This is a genomic window from Erythrobacter sp. EC-HK427, assembly GCF_902498745.1.
Classification (GTDB): Bacteria; Pseudomonadota; Alphaproteobacteria; order Sphingomonadales; family Sphingomonadaceae; genus Alteraurantiacibacter.
Window position 1 is genome coordinate 753,894 of sequence record NZ_LR701479.1, and the last position, 19,013, is coordinate 772,906.

The following is a 19,013-nucleotide window of genomic DNA, read 5'->3' on the forward strand; positions in this document are numbered from 1 at the left end:
CCTAGTCCCGGACGGGTGCGGCAATCCGCCGGGCGATATCGCCATGCCATTGGCCACTGGCGCTGTCCCACAGATCGAACGTGTTCGTATAACCCCAGGCGCAGCTATCGACCCCAATTGAGGCGAACGCCTCGCTCAGCACTTCGTAATAATCCTCGCGCGCTGGCAATGGGCGCGTCACCCATGCCCCATATTCGCCAACGAATGGAACCCGACCGGTGCGCGCGATATAGTCCTCTACCTTGGCGAGATCGCCTTCGATCAGGGCCAGATCGTCTGCACTGCCGAACCAGTCGCGGCTTGGCGGGGTAAGCCAATTGGCTTCGGGAAAGCCGAAATTCACGGGCGAATAATAATGGAAGGTCGGCACTGCATAGGGATCATCGGGAAAGGGGCTTTCCAGCATCGTATCCAGCCCCGCCCATTCCGGCCCATCGACAATCACCAGCCGTGTGGGATTGCTGCGACGGACTTCGGCGAGGGCAGGCAAGATCGTCTCCAGCAGGTTCTCAGCACCCAGCCGATTGTGCGGTTCGTTGAGCAGTTCGAACACCACAGTATCGGGATAATCCGCAAAGCGCGCGCCAATCTGCCGCCACATTCCCGCCAGCCGGGCTGTGTGGCCCGCAGGGTCTTCAACGATTTCCTCGTAATGGTGCAGATCGACAATCACCGTCAAACCGCGCGCGGTCGCCAGATCGACGATATGCGCCACCCGTTCCATAAAGACAGGATCAATGGTGTAAGGCGGAGCGTCCGCCGCGTGCGCGGAAAAGCGTGCTGGCAGGCGAATGGAATGGAAACCCATGTCGGCGATGCGATCGATGTCGGCATCCTCAAACGCCCTGCCCCATTCGCCTTCACGCGGCGCATCGAGCATGTTGGAGAGGTTGACGCATTTTCCCAGCGCGAGCGGAGGATGCGCGGTCGGCACGGCTGCGGGGGCGGGCGTAAAGTGCCCGGTCAAATCGAGCAGCGGCGGGCTGGCAGGGAGCGACGCGCAGCCGCTTGCCGCAAGCGCCGCAAGTACAGCGAGGCCCCTCACCGATACCCCTCCGCTTCTGCCGCAGCGCGCAGCCGCGCCCGCAGCAATCGCCCGCTCTCGGTCAGGTCCTCGTCGCTCCAGCCGGATGGCGGCGCACCGGGGCGAAGTGCAGCGCTGGTTTCGTCTTTGTCGGCAATCGACCAGTTGAGCCAGCTGATCCCGTTTGCCTCAGCCCAGTCCCACCAGGCGTTGCTTTCGGCCAGATCAAGCTCGCCATTGCCCGTCGCTTCAACGGTGCCGAATTCGGTGATGAACAGAGCCACGCCGCGCTCCATCGCGAGAGCGCCGCGATCGCGCAGTTCCTGCCTGTGCGTCGCCGCGTAATAATGCAGTGTGTAGGCGATATTGGTGAACGGCAAGGGATCGCTCGCGGCGACATCGACATGCTGGCTCCAGAAGGGCGATCCGGCGATCACGAGATTGTCCGGATCGACCTCTCTTATCGCTCCGATCACCTGCATATGATAAGGTCGCACATCGCGCGTCCACTCGACGCCCTCGGCCAAAAGTTCATTGAACGGCTCGTAAATGATGTTGGGCAAGTGGCCGTATTCGCGCGCGATTTGTGACAGAAAGCGGCTGGCTTCGGCAGGGTGCTGCGTATGCGCGTGCCAGTCGATGATGACATAAATGCCATTCGCCACGGCAGCGTCGATAACGATCCGCGCCTTCGCCATTTCGCGGTCATATTCGGTGAGCGCGCTGTCTTCCGGCGCGACCGCAATCGCGGCGCGGATGGCGGTGATGCGCCAATCGTCGACCAGCCAATCGACTGTCTCGCGCGAATAATATTCGGGCTCCCATTGGGACCAGAACAGGCTCATGCCGCGTAAGGTGACCGGCTCTCCCGATGCGTCGACCACGCGGTTGCCCTCAACGGACAGCGCCCCGTGCCGCGCGACCGGGCTTCCCTCCGGCGCCGCTTGAGTGACAGCAACATCAGCCGATTGTGCAGCGGCGGGTAACGCCGCCAAAGCCAGACAAAACGCCAGACACAGGGGCAAGAAAGCAGCAAGCCATCGCATCGTCATCATCTCCTCTTTTGGCAATCTCGGGCGGTCAATTGTTCTGTGGTCGCAGCCCATCGCTGCGCCAGCGTGCCCCCGCCCGATCCCGAAGCCGCTTGCATTGCTTGCCAGTTTTGCGATGGTAGCGCAAACATTGGAGAGGATGTTGGGGTATCGAGATTTCGCGGCGGCCACGACGGCTATGCTTTTGCTGTTGCCGACATCGCTGTCGGCACAGGCGCCGCATTTCGTCCAAGGCCGGGAGCATCCGGCGCTGATCGTGGACGGCGTTCCCTATCTAGCCCTGGGGGTGCAGGCCAATAACAGTTCGAATTATCCGGCCATGCTTGAGACGGTCTGGCCGGTTGTCCGCGAGATCGGGGCCAATACGCTACTGATGCCGATTGCATGGGAGCAGGTCGAGCCGGAGGAAGGGCACTTCGACTTTGCCTTTCTCGATACATTGCTGGCCGAAGCGCGGGCGAACGATGTGCGGCTGGTGCTGCTGTGGTATGGCGCATTCAAGAATACGTCCGCCGCGTATGCGCCCCAGTGGGTCAAAACCGATGGCGCGCGCTTCCCCCGGATGCGCCATCTCGACGGGCGCGCGCACTATGCCTTGTCGCCACACAGCGCCGCCACACGCGCTGCCGATGCCCACGCCTTCGCGCAGGTGATGCAGCATCTGGCACGGCATGATCCGCAGCACACGGTCATCATGGTGCAGGTGCAGAACGAGATCGGCAGTTATGATCTTGCCCGCGATCATGCGCCCGAAGCCGCCACGCAGTTTGCCGGGCCGATCCCGCAGGAACTGGCCGAAGGTTTGGGGATCACACGGCAAAGCTGGGAAGCGGCGTTTGGCCCTCGTGCGGAGCAATTTTTCACCAGCTGGTACATGGCCCGCTATGTCGAGGAGGTGGCGCAGGCGGGCCTCTCGCATTGGGAACTGCCGATCCTCGTCAATGCCGCACTGGGCGATCCCTACACGGACGAGGCGGGCAATATCGGGCCATCGGGCGGGCCGAACTGGAATGCGCTGCCAATCTGGCGCATCGCCGCTCCCAGCGTTGATGCCTATGGCCCGGACATCTACACCCGCGATGCTGATGCCGTGGCCGCATTTTTGGATCACTACGCTGCCGATGACTGGCCGCTGCTGGTGCCCGAAATCGGCAACGCGCCGGAATATGCCCGGTTCATCTGGCCCGCGCTTGGCCGGGGTGCGGTGCTGTTTTCGCCCTTTGGCATGGACCGTTCCGGCTATTCGAATTACCCGCTCGGCGCGACTGCGCTGGACGAAGACACGCTGGCTGCCTTTTCCGCGCCGTATCGATTGCTTGCCGACGCCGGAAGTGATTGGGCGCGGATCGCCATGGCCTATCCCACCTGGGGTACGGCGAGGGGCAATGACGGCTCCGATCAAACGCACACGATGGGCCGCTGGCAACTCACCGCCAAATATGCCCGCTGGCAATTCGGGCAGGACGAGTGGACCTGGCTCGAAAGCGATCCGCATCCCTTGGCAGAAGCGCCAGTGGGCGGGGCGCTGGTGGCGCAGCTGGATGCCGATACCTTCCTCGTCACTGGCCGCCACGTCCGGATCGAATTCGATCTCGCGCAGGCCGAAGCGGGCGAACACGCGCAACTGCTCGAGGCGCAAGAAGGCAGTTTTGTAAACGGGGAATGGATCATGCGGCGCCGCTGGAACGGCGACCAGATCGACTATGGATTCAATTTCGGAGACCAGCCCATCTGGCTCCGCGTGGAGATGGGGACTTATCGATGAAACGCGCACTCGCCGCCGCTGCCAGCCTGCTGGCCATGTCCACTGCCGCGATGGCGCAGGAGGCGGAACCGATCGCGCACGGGATGCTGGTGACAACGGCAGCGGGCGAAGAGGTTCGTGTGCTCTCCTTTGCCGATGGCACGTTTCGTGTCACTGTGGCGGGCGACGTGGAGGGTGCCGCAGACAGTCTGATGGTGATTGCCGAGGCTGACGGCGCGGCGCAATTTTCCACTGACGGCGCCTGGGCCAGCCTCGTTTCAACGGGCGGCACGGCGATGGTGCAGTTGTCTGACGGGCGACTGGTGGTCTATGGCCGCGAAGGCGAATTGCTGCTGGACGAGTATGCGCAGGCGCGCACGATCACACCGGTCGAGCTGGAAGGCCAGCAATGGTTCGCCACACGGGTCCAATTCAATCGCGGCACCGATGAAGGGCTTTACGGCCTTGGCCAGCACCAGAACCGGCAAATGAACTATAACGGCGAAGACGTAGAGCTCGCCCAGCACAATATGGCGATTGCCATTCCCTATCTGGTCTCGACGCGCGGTTACGGGCTGTTGTGGGACAACAATTCGATCACCCGCGTTGGCGACCCGGAGCCGTATGGCAGGCTCACACTCGATTGGCAGGCGGACTATTATCTGGGCGACGCCCTCGCGGTTTCGCGGCAGGAACAGACTGTCGATTACCAATATCTGCGCGACCGCCCCCGCTGGCCTGCCGAAGCGACCGCGGCTGTCGAAGCAGCGACCACCGGGCAGAACACCGCGGGCAATGCGGTGCAGGAGCAGCGGGTCGTGTGGACGGGCCGCTTCACGCCGGAAGTGAGCGGCACGCACAAGTTTCGCCTGTATTCCTCCAGCTATGTCATCCTCACCGCCGACGGTGAAGAGGTGCTCAGCCGTTGGCGGCAGAACTGGAACCCGTGGTACCACAATTTCGAACTGGAATTGACCGCAGGCGAGCCAGTGGAACTGCGCCTCGATTGGGTGCCGAACCAGGGTTACATCGCGCTCGAACACGCCGATCCCTTGCCGGAAGCGGACCGCCATTCGGTCAGCTTCGCCAGCGAGGCAGGGCAGGCGATTGATTACTACGTGGTGCCAGCACCGACAATGGACGACGCGATTGCAGGCTATCGCCGCCTCACCGGCAATGCGCCCATGATGCCCGAATGGGCCTTCGGTTTCTGGCAATCGCGCCAGCGTTACCAGACGCAGGACGAAGTGCTGGGCGTTCTGAGCGATTACCGTGCGGCGGGCATTCCCATCGACAATATCGTGCAAGACTGGTTCTATTGGCCGGAAGATGGCTGGGGTTGCCACTGCTTCGATCCCGCCCGCTTTCCCGATCCTGCAGGCATGGTGCGCGAGGTGCAGGCGCAGGATGCGCGGATCATGATTTCGGTGTGGCCGAAATTCTATCCGACAACGCGGCACGCGCAGGAGCTGGCGGCGGGCGGCTACCTCTATCAGCGTCCACTGGAAGCGGGCCAGCTTGATTGGGTCGGGCCAGGCTATGCCAACACTTTCTACGATCCCTACACACCCGAAGCGCGCGCGATCTATTGGCGGCAAATGCGCGATACGCTGTTGCCGCTCGGCTTTGATGCGTGGTGGATGGATGCGACCGAGCCGGACTGGCATTCCAACCTTTCGGTAGAGGAACGCGCTTACCAGATGACCAGCCCCGCCGCCGGCGTTCCGGGCGCGGCGATTTTCAATGCCTACCCACTGCCCCATGCCGAAGGCGTGGCCGAGGGACTGCGTGCAGCGCAGCCCGATACACGCCCCTTTATCCTTACACGCAGCGGCTTTGGCGGCATCCAGCGCGCTTCTGCTGCTCTGTGGTCTGGCGATGTGGCTGCGCGCTGGGATGATCTGCGCGAGCAGATCAGCGCCGGACTCAACTTAAGCCTCGCGGGCGTGCCGCACTGGACGCACGATATTGGCGGTTTCGCGCTGGAAAGCCGTTACAGTCAGGAAGATCCGGCGCATTTGCCCGAATGGCGCGAGCTTTACACGCGCTGGTTCCAGTTCGGCGCGTTCAGCCCGCTCTTCCGCAGCCATGGTGAGTATCCCTATCGCGAAACGCCGATCATCGCGGCGGACGATCCGGCAATGCTGGAAAGCCTCACCTATTACCACCGCCTGCGCTATGCGCTCGTGCCGTATATCTACACCGTGGCGGCGGGCACGCATTACGATGACGGTACGATTATGCGCCCGCTCGTAATGGATTTTGAAGCCGACCGCGCGGTGTGGGACATTGACGATACCTATTTGTTCGGCCCGTCGCTGCTGGTGGCGCCAGTCACCGCATTTTCGGCGCGGGAGCGGTTGGTTTATCTGCCCGCAGGCACGTCATGGATCGATGCTGCGAGCGGGTTGCGGCTCGCAGGCGGGCAGACGACTTCCGCCAGCGCCCCGCGCGAGCGGATGCCGCTGTTCGTGCGCGCAGGCGCGATTGTGCCAACCGGGCCAGTGCTACAATCGACTGCGCAGGACACGGGAGGCGACTTGACAATCCATGTGTTCACTGGCGCGGATGGCAGCTTTAGCCTGTATGAGGATGAAGGCACCGATATGGGCTATACGCGCGGTGAGCACGCCCGCATCCCGTTGCGCTGGGATGAGGCAAGCCGGACGCTTAGCATCGGTGTGCGAGAGGGTCACTTCCCCGGAATGCACGCGCGCCGGAGCATCGGTGTGGTGCTCCACGAAGGCGAAGGCACAGGCGGCGTGTTCGACCAGCCCGCCACGCGGTCGGTCACCTACACAGGCGACGCGATAGAGCTGGCATTTTAAGCAGGCGAAGGCCGGTGCCGCTCAGGCACCGCCATCGCTTTGCGCGGGCTCGGGAGCGTTGGGCTTCGAGCCCCACATTGCGTAGTAGATGATGTAGACCTCGCACGCGACGGTCAGCCAGAAGCTGTTCTGCAGGCCGTAAAGGTCCGCCAGCCAACCCTGCACGACCACCAAGGCACCTCCTGCAATAGCAGTGATAAGCAGGCCAGAGCCTTCCTCGGTTAGCGGCCCAAGTCCCTTGATCCCCATCGCGAAGATTGCGGGAAACATGATCGAGTGCCCCAGCCCGACGAGGATCAGGCACCACATGGCGGCTGGCCCTTCGATCGTGGCCGCTCCGATCATTACGATCATCGCGAAAAGCGCGAAGGCGGCCAAGGTTTTATCAGCCGGGAAACGCCGCATGATGAAGGCCCCGGCAAACCGCCCGACCATCATCCCGCCCCACAGCAGGACGAGATAATTCGCCGCTTGCGCGGGCGTAATCCCGGCGATTTCCGGCAGGATCACGAAATTGATAAACAGGTTGGCCACGCCGATTTCGGCAATCAGATAAATGAAGATCGCAGGCACGCCGAGCACCAGATTGCGGTGCTTCCACAGCGAGAGCTTCTTGCGCTCTTCCTTCGCCACGCGGTTGGTCGCCGTGCCCAATGCGGGGAGGCTGGAGCGCCAGATTACCACGGCGATAATCACCAGCACCACGGCTACCATGATGTAAGGCAGCTCGGTCGCCTGCGCGTCCGCCAACCGCTGCGCCGGGGTCAGTTCGGTTCCTTCGAGCGAAGTTCCGCCAACCGTGCGGCTGAGAATGAGATAACCGCCGAAATAGGGCGCAAGAAACGTACCGAAGCTGTTGAAGGCCTGCACCAATGTCAGGCGGCTCTCGCTGCTTTCCGCAGGGCCGATCACGGCCACATAAGGGTTGGCGGCCACCTGCAACAAAGTAATCCCGCTTGCGATGACGAACAGCGCCGCCAGCGTTACCCCGTAGGACGGGATTTGCGCCGCCGGGACCATTCCCAGCGCGCCGACGGCCATCACCAAAAGGCCGATAATGATCGCCTTCTTGTAACCCGTCCGCTCGATCAGGAAGGCGCTCGGCATCCCCATCACGCCGTAAGCGATGAACCATACACTCTCGATCAAAGTCGTCTGGGTATAGGTCAGGTCGAACACGCTGCGCAGATGCGGCAGCAGCGTGTTGTTGATGACAGTGATGAAGCCCCACATGAAGAAGAGCGAGGCGAGCAATGCCAGCGCGGGCTTGTAATTGAAGCCTTCCGGCGTGCTCCCCGCAGCGGCGGACGTGCCGGCTTTATTGGCCATTATCCAAACCCTCCCCAGATCGCGGTTCTCCGCTGTCTTTTTGTCGGACTATTGAAATGGCGATTGCCCGTCAAGCGTGACGGACGCGGCTGGCAAATCCTCCAGCATCAGGATTTGGCGATAGCAGCGTGGGTGTCTTCATGCGCGAGTGTGATCAGCCGCTCCATCGCCTTTGCCGCGCCGTCTCCGTCTCTCAACTCGACCGCATCGAACACCGCGATATGATCGGGCATCGGATCGCGAGTGCCGCTGCCCAAGCGGCTCTTGAGCAGCGTTGTCACATCGACTGCAGCCGCAATGCTAGCAGTGAGCGGAATCATCGCCTGATTGCCGCTCGCTTCAATCAACAGCGCATGGAACCGCCGATCAGCCTTACGGCCCTCGGGCACGTGCAGGGTTTTGCGGCCCATCAGACCGATGCATTCGCGCATTTCGGCCAATTGCGCCTCGGTCCGCCGTTCTGCGGCCATCCGCGCCACCGCCGGTTCCACCACCGCGCGCAGTTCGAACAGATCGCGCACGAAAGCAGCGTCAGGCTCCTCGGCAAAGGCCCAGGCCAGCACCATGGGATCGAGCATATTCCAGCGTGATCGCGGCAAAACCCGCGTCCCGTCTTTCGGTTTGCTTACCACCAGCCCCTTGGCCGCGAGCACCTGCACCGCTTCCCGGTAGGCACTGCGTGAAATGTCGAGCGCTTCGGCATTGGCGATTTCGCCCGTCAGCCGCTCTCCCACCGGAACGCGGCCCGAAACGATGGCCCGCCCCAGCAGATTGGCCACCGCGCCGTGGAATCGCCGTCCCGAATTCTTGGGCTGGCTGGCAAATTCATCGGGCAAGCCCTGCTCGCCCGGCTTGCCGTCTGCATCCCCTGCACTCCGCGAAAACGGCATAAAGCTCCCTTGGCTGCACCACCAGCCGCACCTCTTGGACTTATTTCCACCAAGCCGCAAAGAGTCAAATTGCTTGGCGTGCGAGCGAGCGAGGTTTGACAATCGCAATTGTCGGACTAATCCTTGCGGAAGGAGGATCGGATGAACGGCAAGATTTTGTGGGCAGCTGCTGTGCCGCTGATTTTAGGGGCCTGCGCCAGTATGCCGCACGACGATACTGCCAGCGCTCCCACCTTCATCTACACGGGCAATCCGCTGATCAGGGACCGCCACACCGCCGATCCCGCGCCGCTGGTCCATGATGGCACGCTGTATCTTTATGTCGGGCATGACGAGGCGCGCGGGGAGCAGATGTTCAATATCACCCAATGGCTCGCCTATTCCACACAGGATATGCAAACCTGGCAGGATCACGGGCCGATCATGCAGCCAACCGATTTCAGCTGGGCCATCCGCGATGCCTGGGCGAGCCAGGTGCATGAGAAAAATGGCCGGTTCTGGTTCTACACCGCAGTCGAACATGATCCAGCGCAAGGCAGCCACGGCAAAGCCATCGGGGTTGCCGTGGCGGACAATCCGCTGGGGCCATTCCGCGACGCGCTCGGCCGCGCGCTGGTCCGCAACGAGGATACCGACGGGCCGCATCATTGGGATGATATCGATCCGACCGTCTGGACCGAGGAGAACGGGCAAAGCTGGCTAATCTGGGGCAATGCCAATTGCTATATGGCGCCTTTGGCTGATGACATGATCAGTTTTTCCGGGCCCATCCGGCAAATCGACCTGCCCGATTTCGAGGAAGGGCCATGGATTTTCCGCCGCGGCGACACCTATTATCTCGCTTATGCGAGCATGGACCGCACGATCAGCCCGGATGAGCGGATTTCCTATGCCACCGCGCCGGATATCGAAGGGCCGTGGACATGGCGGGGCGAGATTACCGGCTCTGCCGCCAACAGCTTTACCATCCATCCCGGCGTCGCCGAATTCGGCGGCGAATGGTATCTGTTCTACCATGTCGGCACGCTCGATATCGGGGATCAGCCCGGTGGCCTTGGCCGCCGCGCGGTAGCGGTCGAACGGCTGCGGTTTGACGAGAACGGCCTGATCCTGCCGGTCGCACAAACGGCGGAGGGGATACTCCGGTGAGATTTGTGGCGGGGGCAGCAATGGTGTTCGCGGTGGACGGTGCCGAACGAACCGAAAATTGAAACCAACAGGATTTGCTATGCTTCTCATTCAGCGCCTTGCCCCTTGGGGTGCCCGGCAAGTTCTCGCCAATGTTGATGGCGAATGCCGCGTGGTCAAAGGCGTGGCCTCCACCCTCAATCTGGCGCTGTCTGCGGTGGAGGCAGGTGGCTCCCTGGCCAGCGCAGTGGAGAAGGCAGGGTTGGGCGAAGTGGTCTATGCGCAAGAAGATCTCGCCGCCGGTCGGCTGTTGCCGCCCATCGACCACCCGGAGCCTGCCCGCCTGTTTCTGGCGGGCACTGGCCTCACGCATCTTGGCAGCGCCGAGGGGCGCGACCGGATGCACAAGGCCGCTGCCAGCGGTGAGGCGACCGATTCCATGCGGATGTTCCTCGAAGGGCTGGATGGCGGCAAGCCAACAGGCGATGGCATCGGCCAGCAGCCCGAATGGTTCTACAAGGGGACGGGGCAGCATCTTGTCGCTCCTGAAGGCGCGCTGGAGCGCCCCGCCTATGCGCAGGATGGCGGGGAGGAACCCGAGATTGCGGGCATTTACCTGATCGGGCCAGATGGCACGCCCTTCCGCCTCGGCTTTTGCTTGGGCAATGAATATTCAGACCACGTGACCGAAAAGCACAATTATCTCTGGCTCGCGCATTCCAAATTGCGGCAGGCTTCGCTTGGCGCGGAGTTGTTGACCGGCGATTTGCCCCACGATGTGCGCGGCACAGCGCGCATCATGCGCGGCGGCGCGGTTGCGTGGGAAAAGCCGTTCCTGACGGGCGAGGCCAACATGGCGCATTCCATCGCCAATCTGGAGCACCACCATTTCAAATACGGCCTGTTCCGCCGCCCGGGCGATGTGCATGTACATTTCTTCGGCACCTCCACCGCCAGCTTTGCCGATGGCGTGCAAACGCAGGACGGGGATGTGTTCGAGATTGAAGCTGACCCCTTCACGCTGCCGCTGCGCAATGCGATGTATGCCGCGCGCGAGGCGGAGCGGCCCGTGCGGGTGCAAGCGTTGTGAGCAGCGCGCCGGTTCGCATTGCTATAGCCGGACTGGGCAAAATCGCGCGTGATCAACATCTGCCCGCGATTGCCGGGAGCGACACCTTCGCCCTTGTCGCCACAGTCGATCCGACAAGCCCGCCTGCCGGGAATACGCCGCATTTTGCCGATCTGGATGGGCTGCTCGCCAGCGATATCGCCGTTGATGCTGTCGCCGTCTGCTGCCCCCCGCGCGCCCGTGCTGCGCTGGCGCGGCAGGCGCTGGAAGCAGGCAAGCACGTCCTCCTGGAAAAGCCGCCAGCCGCAACTATGGCCGAGGCAGAGGCGCTGGCAGCGCTGGCCGAGGAACAGGGCGTGACGATCTTTGCCGCGTGGCATTCCCGCTTTGCTGCCGGGGTCGAACCGGCGCGCGCGTGGCTCGACGGGCGGACGATCCGCGCCGTGCACATCGATTGGCGCGAGGATGTGCGGGTGTGGCATCCGGGGCAGGCGTGGATTTTCGAACAGGATGGCTTCGGCGTGTTCGACCCGGCGATCAACGCACTGTCCATCGCGACCGCGATTCTGCCCGAAGCGCTGACGGTCCATTCTGCCACGCTCGACATTCCCGCCAATTGCGCTGCGCCGATTGCCGGGGACGTGGCGATGGCGACAGCATCGGGCGTGCCGGTCACGATGGGGATGGATTTCCTGCAAACCGGCCCGCAGACATGGGACATCACAGTGGAAACCGATGCCGGAGTGCTAACCCTGTCCAAAGGCGGCAGCGTGCTGCAAGTGGATGGCGAGACGCTGGCAGGCGAAGACCACGAATATCCTGACCTTTACGTGCGATTTGCCGAATGTATCGCTGCCGGGCGCAGCGAAATCGATCTGGCTCCACTCGCGTTGGTGGAAAAGGCGCTGACTATCGGGGAAAGGCGAGACGCCCCGCCTTTCCACGAATAGCGCGGACTCCAGCTATTATTGCAGCGCCAACACCGCGACGGATTTGGCGGGCAATTGCACGGTCACTTGCCCGCCGGAAACCCGCCCGCTGATCGGCTGCAACGTCACAGCATCGGGATCATCGAAAGTGTTGATCGAATTGACATTTGCGCCCGTCATCACGCGGCCATGCGCGCTCGACACCGATCGGTCGCCAAGTTCGATAGCGATTTCCCGCTCCTCGCGCGGGTCGAGATTGACCAGTGCGACGTGCAAGGTGCCGGTCGTATCGCGGAAAGCGATGGCATCTACGCCCGGCAAAGTCAGCGCGCCGCGGACATATTCGCCCGCGTCAAATTCCACCGGCACCAGCGTCGCATCCTGCATCGGCAGATAGAGCTCGTGCACATAATAGGTGGGCGTCAGCACCATGCGCGGGCCATCAGTCAGGATCAGCGCCTGCAACACATTGACCATTTGCGCGATGTTGGCGCCTCGCACACGGTCCCCGTGGCGGGCGAAGATGTTGAAATTGAGCGCAGCCAGAATGCCATCGCGCAAGCTGTTCTGCTGTTGCAGGAAGCCCTGCTGCGTGCCGGGATCCTCGGCCAGCCACACGCCCCATTCGTCCACCACCAGCGCCACTTCCCTTTCCGGATCGTAACGGTCCATGATTTCCGAATGCAGCCGGATGCGCCGGTCCATATCGAGGGTGGTGGAAAGGATCAGCGCATAATCATCCTCGCTGAATTCAGTGCTGGGCAGCGAGGGCGGCCATTGCGGCACGGTGTAGCTGTGCAGCGAAAGGCCTTCGATGGACCAGCTCCAGTCGCGCCCGGCCCAAGCCGCCATCACGGCTTCGGTATAGCGGGTATCGGCATCACTCGGCCCCACGGCGACGCGCTCCATCGTCCGCTCGCCGGTTTGCGCAGCGTTGTAGTTGCGATCAAACCGCGCGTGGCGCTTGAGCAGATCGACATAATGCTCGGGCCGCATGTTCCCGCCGCATCCCCAGCTTTCATTGCCGATGCCCAGAAAGCGCACTTCATATTGCTCAGGGTGGCCGTTCGCCGCGCGTTCCTGCCCGGCGCTGCTCTGCTCGTCGGCGGTCATATAAGCCATCCAGTCGGCGGCCTCCTGAATGGTGCCCGATCCGACATTGACCGAGATGAACGCCTCTGCGCCGATCTGGTCGATAAAGTCATAGAATTCGTTGGTGCCGAACGTGTTCGGTTCCAGCGCGCCGCCCCAATTGGCGTTCACCGTCGTGCGGCGATCCGGCCCCACCCCGTCGCGCCAATGATACTCGTCGGCAAAGCAGCCGCCGGGGTAGCGGACATTGGGCACGCGAATGTGGCGCAGCGCCTCGACGACATCGGTGCGGATGCCCCTGACATTGGGGATTGTGCTGTCCTGCCCCACCCACACGCCGCCATAGATCCCTTCGCCCAGATGCTCGGCGAACTGGCCGAAGAGGTGGCGGCTGAGATGCGGACCTTCGGCCTCGGTATTCACGGTGACGGTGACATCCTGCGCCACGGCAGGGCTTGCCACCAGCAGAGCCGCGGCGGCGATAGCGACAGCCGGGCGCCGAGTCATTCGCCCGCTCCCGGCACAATGCTCACCCGGTAAATCATCTCATGGCGATAGGTTTCGCCCGCCTCAATCCGCGCGGAAATGAACGCAGGCTGGTTGGGCGCATCGGGGTACTTCTGTGGCTCGAGCGCAATGCCATCGCCCATGCGATAGATCTGCCCGTCCCGCCCGCGCACGGTGCCATCGAGGAAGTTGCCGGTGTAGAACTGGAGGCCGGGCTCTGTGCTCAGCACTTCCAGCATCCGCCCGCTTTCCGTGTCAACCAGCCTTGCGGCCAGCTCCGGCGTCGCCGTCACCCCCTTGTCGAGCGCGAAGTTGTGATCGTAGCCGCGCCCCAGCACCAGTTGTTCGTCACGGCCATCGCGCAGCCCGGCTTCGATCAGCCGCCAATCGGTGAAATCGAAGTGCGTGCCCGCCACGGGGCGCAATTCTCCGGTGGGGATCAGGAACTGGTCTACCGGCGTATAGGAGGAAGCAGGGATCATCAAATGATGGCCCATGGCATCGCGTTCCGAGCCTGCTCCGGCCAGATTGAACAGCGCATGATTGGTCATATTGACAATGGTGGGCGCATCGCTTGTCGCTTCGAACACGATGCCCAGATCGCCACCGTGGTCCAGCGTGTATGTCACCCGCACATCCAGATTGCCGGGATAACCCTGATCGCCATCCGGACTGCGCAGTGCCATCGTGACCGAAGCGACCGGCCCGTCGCTCACCGAAACAATTTCCCACACGCGCTTGTCAAAACCAGTGGTGCCGCCATGCAGCGAATTGGGATCGTCATTGGCGGTGAGCGTGTACTCCTCGCCATCAAGCGCGAAGCGCGCCCCGGCGATGCGGTTGGCATAGCGGCCCACGGTCACGCCGAAATAGTTCGGGAACGCCTCATATTCTGCCGCGGTGTCGAAACCCAAAGTGATGTCGGCAAAGTTGCCATCCCGGTCGTTTGCTTCGAACGCCTGCAAGGTTGCGCCATAGGTGATGATGGTCGCGCGTACGCCGCGATCGTTGGAGAGCGTTACACCCTCGATCGCCGTCCCGTCCGCAAGCTGCCCCATGGCATGACGCTCCGCCGTGGTCTGCGCCAGCGCAGGCGCGCTCATCATGGTTGCCGCGAGCCATAGCCCGCACGCTGCCGATTTCCCTTGCATTCGATCCTCCACCCTTATGACTTTATTAGTCAGAGTAATCGTGGATGCGCGATTGGGCAATCCCGTCTATGGCCATACTGGAGCCATGGCGTTGCCGCTCACCAAGTCCTTAGCCAGCGTCGCGCCGTGTCCCGGGCAAGTCACAACGACACTTGCCGAGGCAGTCATCAGGGCAGACAATTCTCTCCTGCATTAGCGCTATCAGAGCAGCACGCAGTCGAAAAGTTGAGACTGGTCGGTCAATGGCTGCACGCCATGCACGGGCCTTTGCGTATTGAAGGCGGGAAATCCTGTCCGCCGGGGTGGCGCCGGGCGTGCGGGATTGCCTATAGCGGAGGCACATTGGTCAGTAGCCCGAAAGTGATTCCCACCATGAAATTCTTCGCCGACACCGCCGAACTGGACGATATCCGTGATCTTGCCGCCACCGGCCTGCTCGACGGGGTGACGACCAATCCCTCGCTGATCGCCAAATCAGGGCGCGACTTCATGGAGGTGACGCGGGAGATTTGCGCGATTGTCGACGGCCCAGTGAGCGCCGAAGTCGTCGCACTCGATCACGCGACCATGATGAAAGAGGCCGAAGTGCTGCGCAGAATCGCGGACAATGTCTGCATCAAGGTGCCGCTGACGGTGGACGGGTTGAAGACCTGCAAGGCGCTCACCGATGACGGCACGATGGTGAATGTCACGCTGTGCTTCTCCGCCAACCAGGCGCTGCTGGCGGCGAAAGCGGGGGCGACCTTCGTCTCGCCCTTCGTCGGACGGCATGATGATAACGGCATGGACGGGATGGATCTGATCCGCGACATCCGGCTGATCTACGACAATTACGCGTTCGAGACCGAAATCCTCGTCGCCAGCGTGCGCCACGTCGTCCACGTGCTGGAAAGCGCGCGCATCGGCGCCGACGTAATGACCGCGCCGCCCAAGGTGATCCACGCGCTGTTCAACCATGTACTGACCGACAAGGGCATTGACGGCTTCCTGAAGGATTGGGCGAGCACGGGGCAGTCGATTTTGTAGGAGCGTAAAGCCGTCCAGCGAGTAAATCTGCGCATTGACATAGCCTTGTTGTTACGCGAATTTGCTCGCTGAAGTCCAACGGGCTGAATGGGGGGCAATATGAGATTTTTCTTCGCTTTCGCGGCTGGTGCGGTTTTTTGTTTCTCGTCAGCTTCCTCAGCCCAAGTCGTACCACCCGCGCCCTTCAATAACTCCGCAAACGAGCTTGCGGTAGAACTGGAGCGCGAGTTTCACGACTTCCTCGGATCATGCAATCTCCCTAACCCGCTTGAACTGCGCCGGATGCAGCGGACGAGCGATGGTGGCATCAAGCGGGATGGCAATGCGAGGGCGACAGTCTCCTCGATTGCTCCACCGGTTATCCGCGAACTCCGGTTGACTGATCCGTCCCCCCGCTTGGTCCAAGAACCATGGGATGCAACGATTGGCCAACTCTTTGCATTTGTCGGATCAGAAGCTCACTTTTCGGCGCGTAGGGCCGATAGGCTGGAGCCCACGCTCGCCTTGCGGCAGGATTCACTCGATATCGCTTTTGTCGATTCTTACAGTTCGCGTGACTACCGCACGACGTGCGCCAGCTTTGTCTCCGCCTATGCCGATGCGAATGGCGGCTTTTCTCTTCCTTTCGCCACCATTCGCGCCAATATCGAGGCTTCGACCGACAACGCTGACGTAAGCAGTCTGCACGTTGTCAACGGGGTCTTCCAGTCTCCGGTCTGGTCGATGTGGACACGGCAGGGGGCCGCTCCGGGAGAGACCGAACGCAACAGGTTCTTTGCCGGAATGCTGTTCTGGAATTGGCGTCTCGGACAGGGTGCTAGCCAGCCCGGGCCCGCCAATTCGCAAATTCTTTCAAGGTTCCAAGGGACAGTAGTCTATCGGCGGAGCCAATCGTCCGCCAATCTACAAGCACAGGGTAGCTTTGATGCCGGACTATCGATTCCCCTGATTACACGCGGGCGAACCTCGGCAAGCGCAGGGGCGAGCTTTAGCGAACAGCTCAAAGTCCGGGATTTCAGCATTTATATCGATGATAGGCAGGGAGCAGTGAGTTATGCCGCTATCCCGCCCGCAGCGAACTTGGCATCCGAGATCAGGGATTTGGCTGACTTCAACAAGCCAGATTACCAGGACGAAGGACGCCTTTCAGGCCCCAATGGACGCGTGACTATCGCCGGAAACGGCTTCCCAACGCAGCTTTGCGGAAGAGGTGCCTGGACAATCACCGAAGGTGTTAGTTTGACAGAAGAGAGCGCGGTTCTCTCCCTCGCCGATGTTGCTCTTGGTCGTGATGAGCAGGGAAATGTCACCTGCGAGTTCTCGCTTGCTTATCGTGCGCCTAATGATTCGAGCAGAAGGTTTTCCTACCTCCCCACGCTCCGTTCTCGCACCGCGATCGACAATGTGCATCTGGTGTTGCGTCTGCCGGCAATCGTATTTGACAGGGTTGCCGAAGCCGAGACACCTCCGTCTGAAACTGAACAGCCTTCTACTCCTCCGACAGAACAGCCACCTGTCGAAGAGACCGATAGTCCCGAAACCGAAGGATCCGATGAAAGCGAAGAGGTTGAGGCGGGCAATTAGCCCCTAACGCCCTACCCGCCCAGAACGCCCACGGCCTTTTCGCCGATATGCTTCGCAATAAACTGGTCGCGCAGTTTGAACTTCTGGATTTTGCCCGAACCGGTCAGCGGCCATTCGGTCACTTCTTCCCAATAGGCCGGGCATTTCTGCGGCGCGATTTGCGAGCGGCAGAAGGCGCGCAGCGCTTCCGGATCAAAGGCGTGGCCTTCGTTCATGCGCACACAGGCCGCCACCGCTTCGCCCAGCACCTCGTCCGGAACGCCGAACACCGCGCATTCGGCGACGCCCTCATGCTCGGCGAGGACGTTTTCGATTTCCGCCGGGAACAGGTTTTCGCCGCCGCGAATGATCATTTCCTTCACGCGGCCGGTGATGCGGACAAAGCCGCGATCATCCATCGTGCCGAGGTCGCCGGTGTGCAGCCAGCCGTCGCTATCGATCGCCTCGGCGGTCGCTTCGGGGTTTTCGTGATAGCCGAGCATGGTGGCGTAGGAACGCGAGCGGATTTCGCCGACTACGCCGCAATCGACGATTGCGTTGGTGGCGGGATCGAAAATCCCGACTTCGCAGCCCAGAGCCGGGCGGCCGATGGTGGTGGTGATGTCTTCCACCGAATCAGTGGGCCGCGCGCTGGTGATGACGGGGCTGCTCTCGGTCTGGCCGTAAGCGACCAGCGCCTTCGCCCCCAGCACCGCTTCGGCCGCCTTGGCGAGTTCGGGCGCAACCATTGCGCCACCCATGCCGATCAGCCGCATGGAGGAAAGGTCACGCGGGTTCGCCCGCTGGGTCGCGATCATTGCCACCGCCATGGTCGGCACGGCGAGAGTCCAGCTGACTTTCTCCGCCTCGATAATCGCCAATGCGGCATTGGGCTCAAAGAAGGGTAGCGGGATATATTTGGTCGCGCTTTGCAGCGATCCGAGCACGCCCATCGAACAGCCCATGGTGTGGAACAGCGGCGTGAGGCCAATGGTTGATTGGCGCGCGGGCAAATCGCCGCTCTTGATAAAGAGGCGGGCATTGTTGGTGATGTTGCGGTGCGAAAGCACGACGCCCTTGGGAAAGCCGGTCGTGCCCGAGGTATACTGGATTTGCGCCGGATCGTGCGCGCTCACTTCGGGCAGCGTGCCCGAGGGATCGGTGAACATCGCCGCCGCATCGTGCATATCGATGACTTCGCGCACATGGGGAATGTCCGCACACACAGCGCGGCCGATTTCCGCCACAGGATTGCCGCGCACTTCCTTGATCAGGAACAGCGCCACGCTGCCCGACTGGCGCAGCACGTAATCAAGCTCGCGCTTCTGGTAAGCCGGGTTGACCGTCACCAGCGTCAGGCCCGCCAGCGCGCAGGCATATTCGACCAGCACCCATTCGGGGATGTTCGGCCCCCACACAGCGATCCGCTCGCCCGGATGGAAGCGGGTGGCAAATCCCTTGGCCAAGCGCTCGGCATCGTTGAGCAGTTCGGCATAGGTCCAGCGGCGACCGGTGGTGCCGTCCATCTTGCCTTCGACCAGCGCCTCGGCATCGCCATTTTGGGCCGCCTGTTCGCGCAGCAGCCCCCCGATTGTCGTATCGAGGATTTCCTCGCCCGCATACCAGTCACAATGGGCCTTAACGAGGCGCTGCTCGGTCATCTGTCTCTCCGTTAGTGGTC

14 protein-coding genes are annotated in these 19,013 nt (G+C 62.0%); 7 read left to right on the forward strand and 7 right to left on the reverse strand.

Annotated elements, in window-relative coordinates:
* Position 1: 1 nt before the first annotated feature.
* Both GC121_RS03535 and GC121_RS03540 read right to left on the reverse strand, forming a co-directional pair.
* On the reverse strand, positions 2-1,045 hold the full coding sequence (locus tag GC121_RS03535) for a glycoside hydrolase family 5 protein (RefSeq protein WP_234421098.1): 1,044 nt from the start codon (positions 1,043-1,045) through the stop codon (positions 2-4).
* A complete protein-coding gene (locus tag GC121_RS03540) occupies positions 1,042-1,908 on the reverse strand; it encodes a glycoside hydrolase family 5 protein (protein WP_199857736.1) in 867 nt (288 codons plus the stop codon). Before GC121_RS03540 ends, GC121_RS03535 begins: the two co-directional genes overlap by 4 nt.
* Positions 1,909-2,215: 307 nt before the next feature.
* On the opposite strand from GC121_RS03540, the gene GC121_RS03545 reads away from it, so the two are divergent.
* Both GC121_RS03545 and GC121_RS03550 read left to right on the forward strand, forming a co-directional pair.
* The gene (locus tag GC121_RS03545; protein WP_151972788.1) at positions 2,216-3,841 is read left to right on the forward strand and encodes a DUF5597 domain-containing protein; all 1,626 of its coding nucleotides are present in this window, start codon (positions 2,216-2,218) and stop codon (positions 3,839-3,841) included.
* Positions 3,838-6,648, forward strand: coding sequence for a TIM-barrel domain-containing protein (locus GC121_RS03550; RefSeq protein WP_199857737.1), 2,811 nt, complete (start codon positions 3,838-3,840; stop codon positions 6,646-6,648). The genes GC121_RS03545 and GC121_RS03550 overlap by 4 nt, the downstream gene beginning before the upstream one ends.
* Before the next feature lie 21 nt (positions 6,649-6,669).
* Here the strand turns inward: GC121_RS03550 and GC121_RS03555 are convergent, their stop codons facing one another.
* Positions 6,670-7,977: a sugar MFS transporter gene (locus GC121_RS03555; protein WP_151972790.1), complete on the reverse strand. Its 1,308-nt coding sequence runs from the start codon at positions 7,975-7,977 to the stop codon at positions 6,670-6,672.
* Positions 7,978-8,084: 107 nt separating this feature from the next.
* Complete coding sequence (locus GC121_RS03560) at positions 8,085-8,867, reverse strand: FadR/GntR family transcriptional regulator (RefSeq protein ID WP_151972791.1); 783 nt, start codon at positions 8,865-8,867, stop codon at positions 8,085-8,087.
* 141 nt (positions 8,868-9,008) lie between these two features.
* Between GC121_RS03560 and GC121_RS03565 the strand changes: the two genes are divergently transcribed.
* The 3 genes from GC121_RS03565 to GC121_RS03575 all read left to right on the forward strand — a co-directional run bounded on the left by GC121_RS03565 (position 9,009) and on the right by GC121_RS03575 (position 12,014).
* A complete protein-coding gene (locus GC121_RS03565) occupies positions 9,009-10,016 on the forward strand; it encodes a family 43 glycosylhydrolase (protein ID WP_151972792.1) in 1,008 nt (335 codons plus the stop codon).
* Positions 10,017-10,095: 79 nt separating this feature from the next.
* Positions 10,096-11,085, forward strand: coding sequence for an AraD1 family protein (araD1, locus tag GC121_RS03570; RefSeq protein WP_151972793.1), 990 nt, complete (start codon positions 10,096-10,098; stop codon positions 11,083-11,085).
* Positions 11,082-12,014: a Gfo/Idh/MocA family protein gene (locus GC121_RS03575; protein ID WP_151972794.1), complete on the forward strand. Its 933-nt coding sequence runs from the start codon at positions 11,082-11,084 to the stop codon at positions 12,012-12,014. Before araD1 ends, GC121_RS03575 begins: the two co-directional genes overlap by 4 nt.
* Before the next feature lie 15 nt (positions 12,015-12,029).
* On the opposite strand, the gene GC121_RS03580 is transcribed toward GC121_RS03575, so the two are convergent.
* On the reverse strand, positions 12,030-13,592 hold the full coding sequence (locus GC121_RS03580; protein ID WP_151972795.1) for an alpha-N-arabinofuranosidase: 1,563 nt from the start codon (positions 13,590-13,592) through the stop codon (positions 12,030-12,032).
* Positions 13,589-14,743 carry an aldose epimerase family protein gene (locus tag GC121_RS03585; protein ID WP_370513737.1) on the reverse strand — a complete coding sequence of 385 codons (1,155 nt, stop codon included), beginning with the start codon at positions 14,741-14,743 and terminating at the stop codon, positions 13,589-13,591. Before GC121_RS03585 ends, GC121_RS03580 begins: the two co-directional genes overlap by 4 nt.
* Before the next feature lie 372 nt (positions 14,744-15,115).
* Here GC121_RS03585 and fsa point away from each other — a divergent pair, with 372 nt between their 5' ends.
* Together fsa and GC121_RS03595 are read left to right on the forward strand one after the other, a co-directional pair.
* Positions 15,116-15,769, forward strand: a complete 654-nt coding sequence (gene fsa / locus GC121_RS03590) for a fructose-6-phosphate aldolase (RefSeq protein WP_151975571.1) — start codon at positions 15,116-15,118, stop codon at positions 15,767-15,769.
* Positions 15,770-15,868: 99 nt separating this feature from the next.
* Complete coding sequence (locus GC121_RS03595; RefSeq protein ID WP_151972796.1) at positions 15,869-17,353, forward strand: hypothetical protein; 1,485 nt, start codon at positions 15,869-15,871, stop codon at positions 17,351-17,353.
* A gap of 11 nt (positions 17,354-17,364) precedes the next feature.
* Here the strand turns inward: GC121_RS03595 and GC121_RS03600 are convergent, their stop codons facing one another.
* Entirely contained in the window at positions 17,365-18,993 is a 1,629-nt protein-coding gene (locus tag GC121_RS03600; protein WP_151972797.1) for an AMP-binding protein, read from the reverse strand.
* Positions 18,994-19,013 lie beyond the last annotated feature (20 nt).

Bases quoted from the DNA above. Each gene is read 5' to 3' on its own strand.
- GC121_RS03545 (WP_151972788.1), top strand. From the start codon at position 2,216: ATGTTGGGGTATCGAGATTTCGCGGCGGCCACGACGGCTATGCTTTTG.
- GC121_RS03550 (WP_199857737.1), top strand. From the start codon at position 3,838: ATGAAACGCGCACTCGCCGCCGCTGCCAGCCTGCTGGCCATGTCCACT.
- GC121_RS03555 (WP_151972790.1), bottom strand. From the start codon at position 7,977: ATGGCCAATAAAGCCGGCACGTCCGCCGCTGCGGGGAGCACGCCGGAA.
- GC121_RS03560 (WP_151972791.1), bottom strand. From the start codon at position 8,867: ATGCCGTTTTCGCGGAGTGCAGGGGATGCAGACGGCAAGCCGGGCGAG.
- GC121_RS03565 (WP_151972792.1), top strand. From the start codon at position 9,009: ATGAACGGCAAGATTTTGTGGGCAGCTGCTGTGCCGCTGATTTTAGGG.
- araD1 (WP_151972793.1), top strand. From the start codon at position 10,096: ATGCTTCTCATTCAGCGCCTTGCCCCTTGGGGTGCCCGGCAAGTTCTC.
- GC121_RS03580 (WP_151972795.1), bottom strand. From the start codon at position 13,592: ATGACTCGGCGCCCGGCTGTCGCTATCGCCGCCGCGGCTCTGCTGGTG.
- GC121_RS03585 (WP_370513737.1), bottom strand. From the start codon at position 14,743: ATGCAAGGGAAATCGGCAGCGTGCGGGCTATGGCTCGCGGCAACCATG.
- fsa (WP_151975571.1), top strand. From the start codon at position 15,116: ATGAAATTCTTCGCCGACACCGCCGAACTGGACGATATCCGTGATCTT.
- GC121_RS03595 (WP_151972796.1), top strand. From the start codon at position 15,869: ATGAGATTTTTCTTCGCTTTCGCGGCTGGTGCGGTTTTTTGTTTCTCG.
- GC121_RS03600 (WP_151972797.1), bottom strand. From the start codon at position 18,993: ATGACCGAGCAGCGCCTCGTTAAGGCCCATTGTGACTGGTATGCGGGC.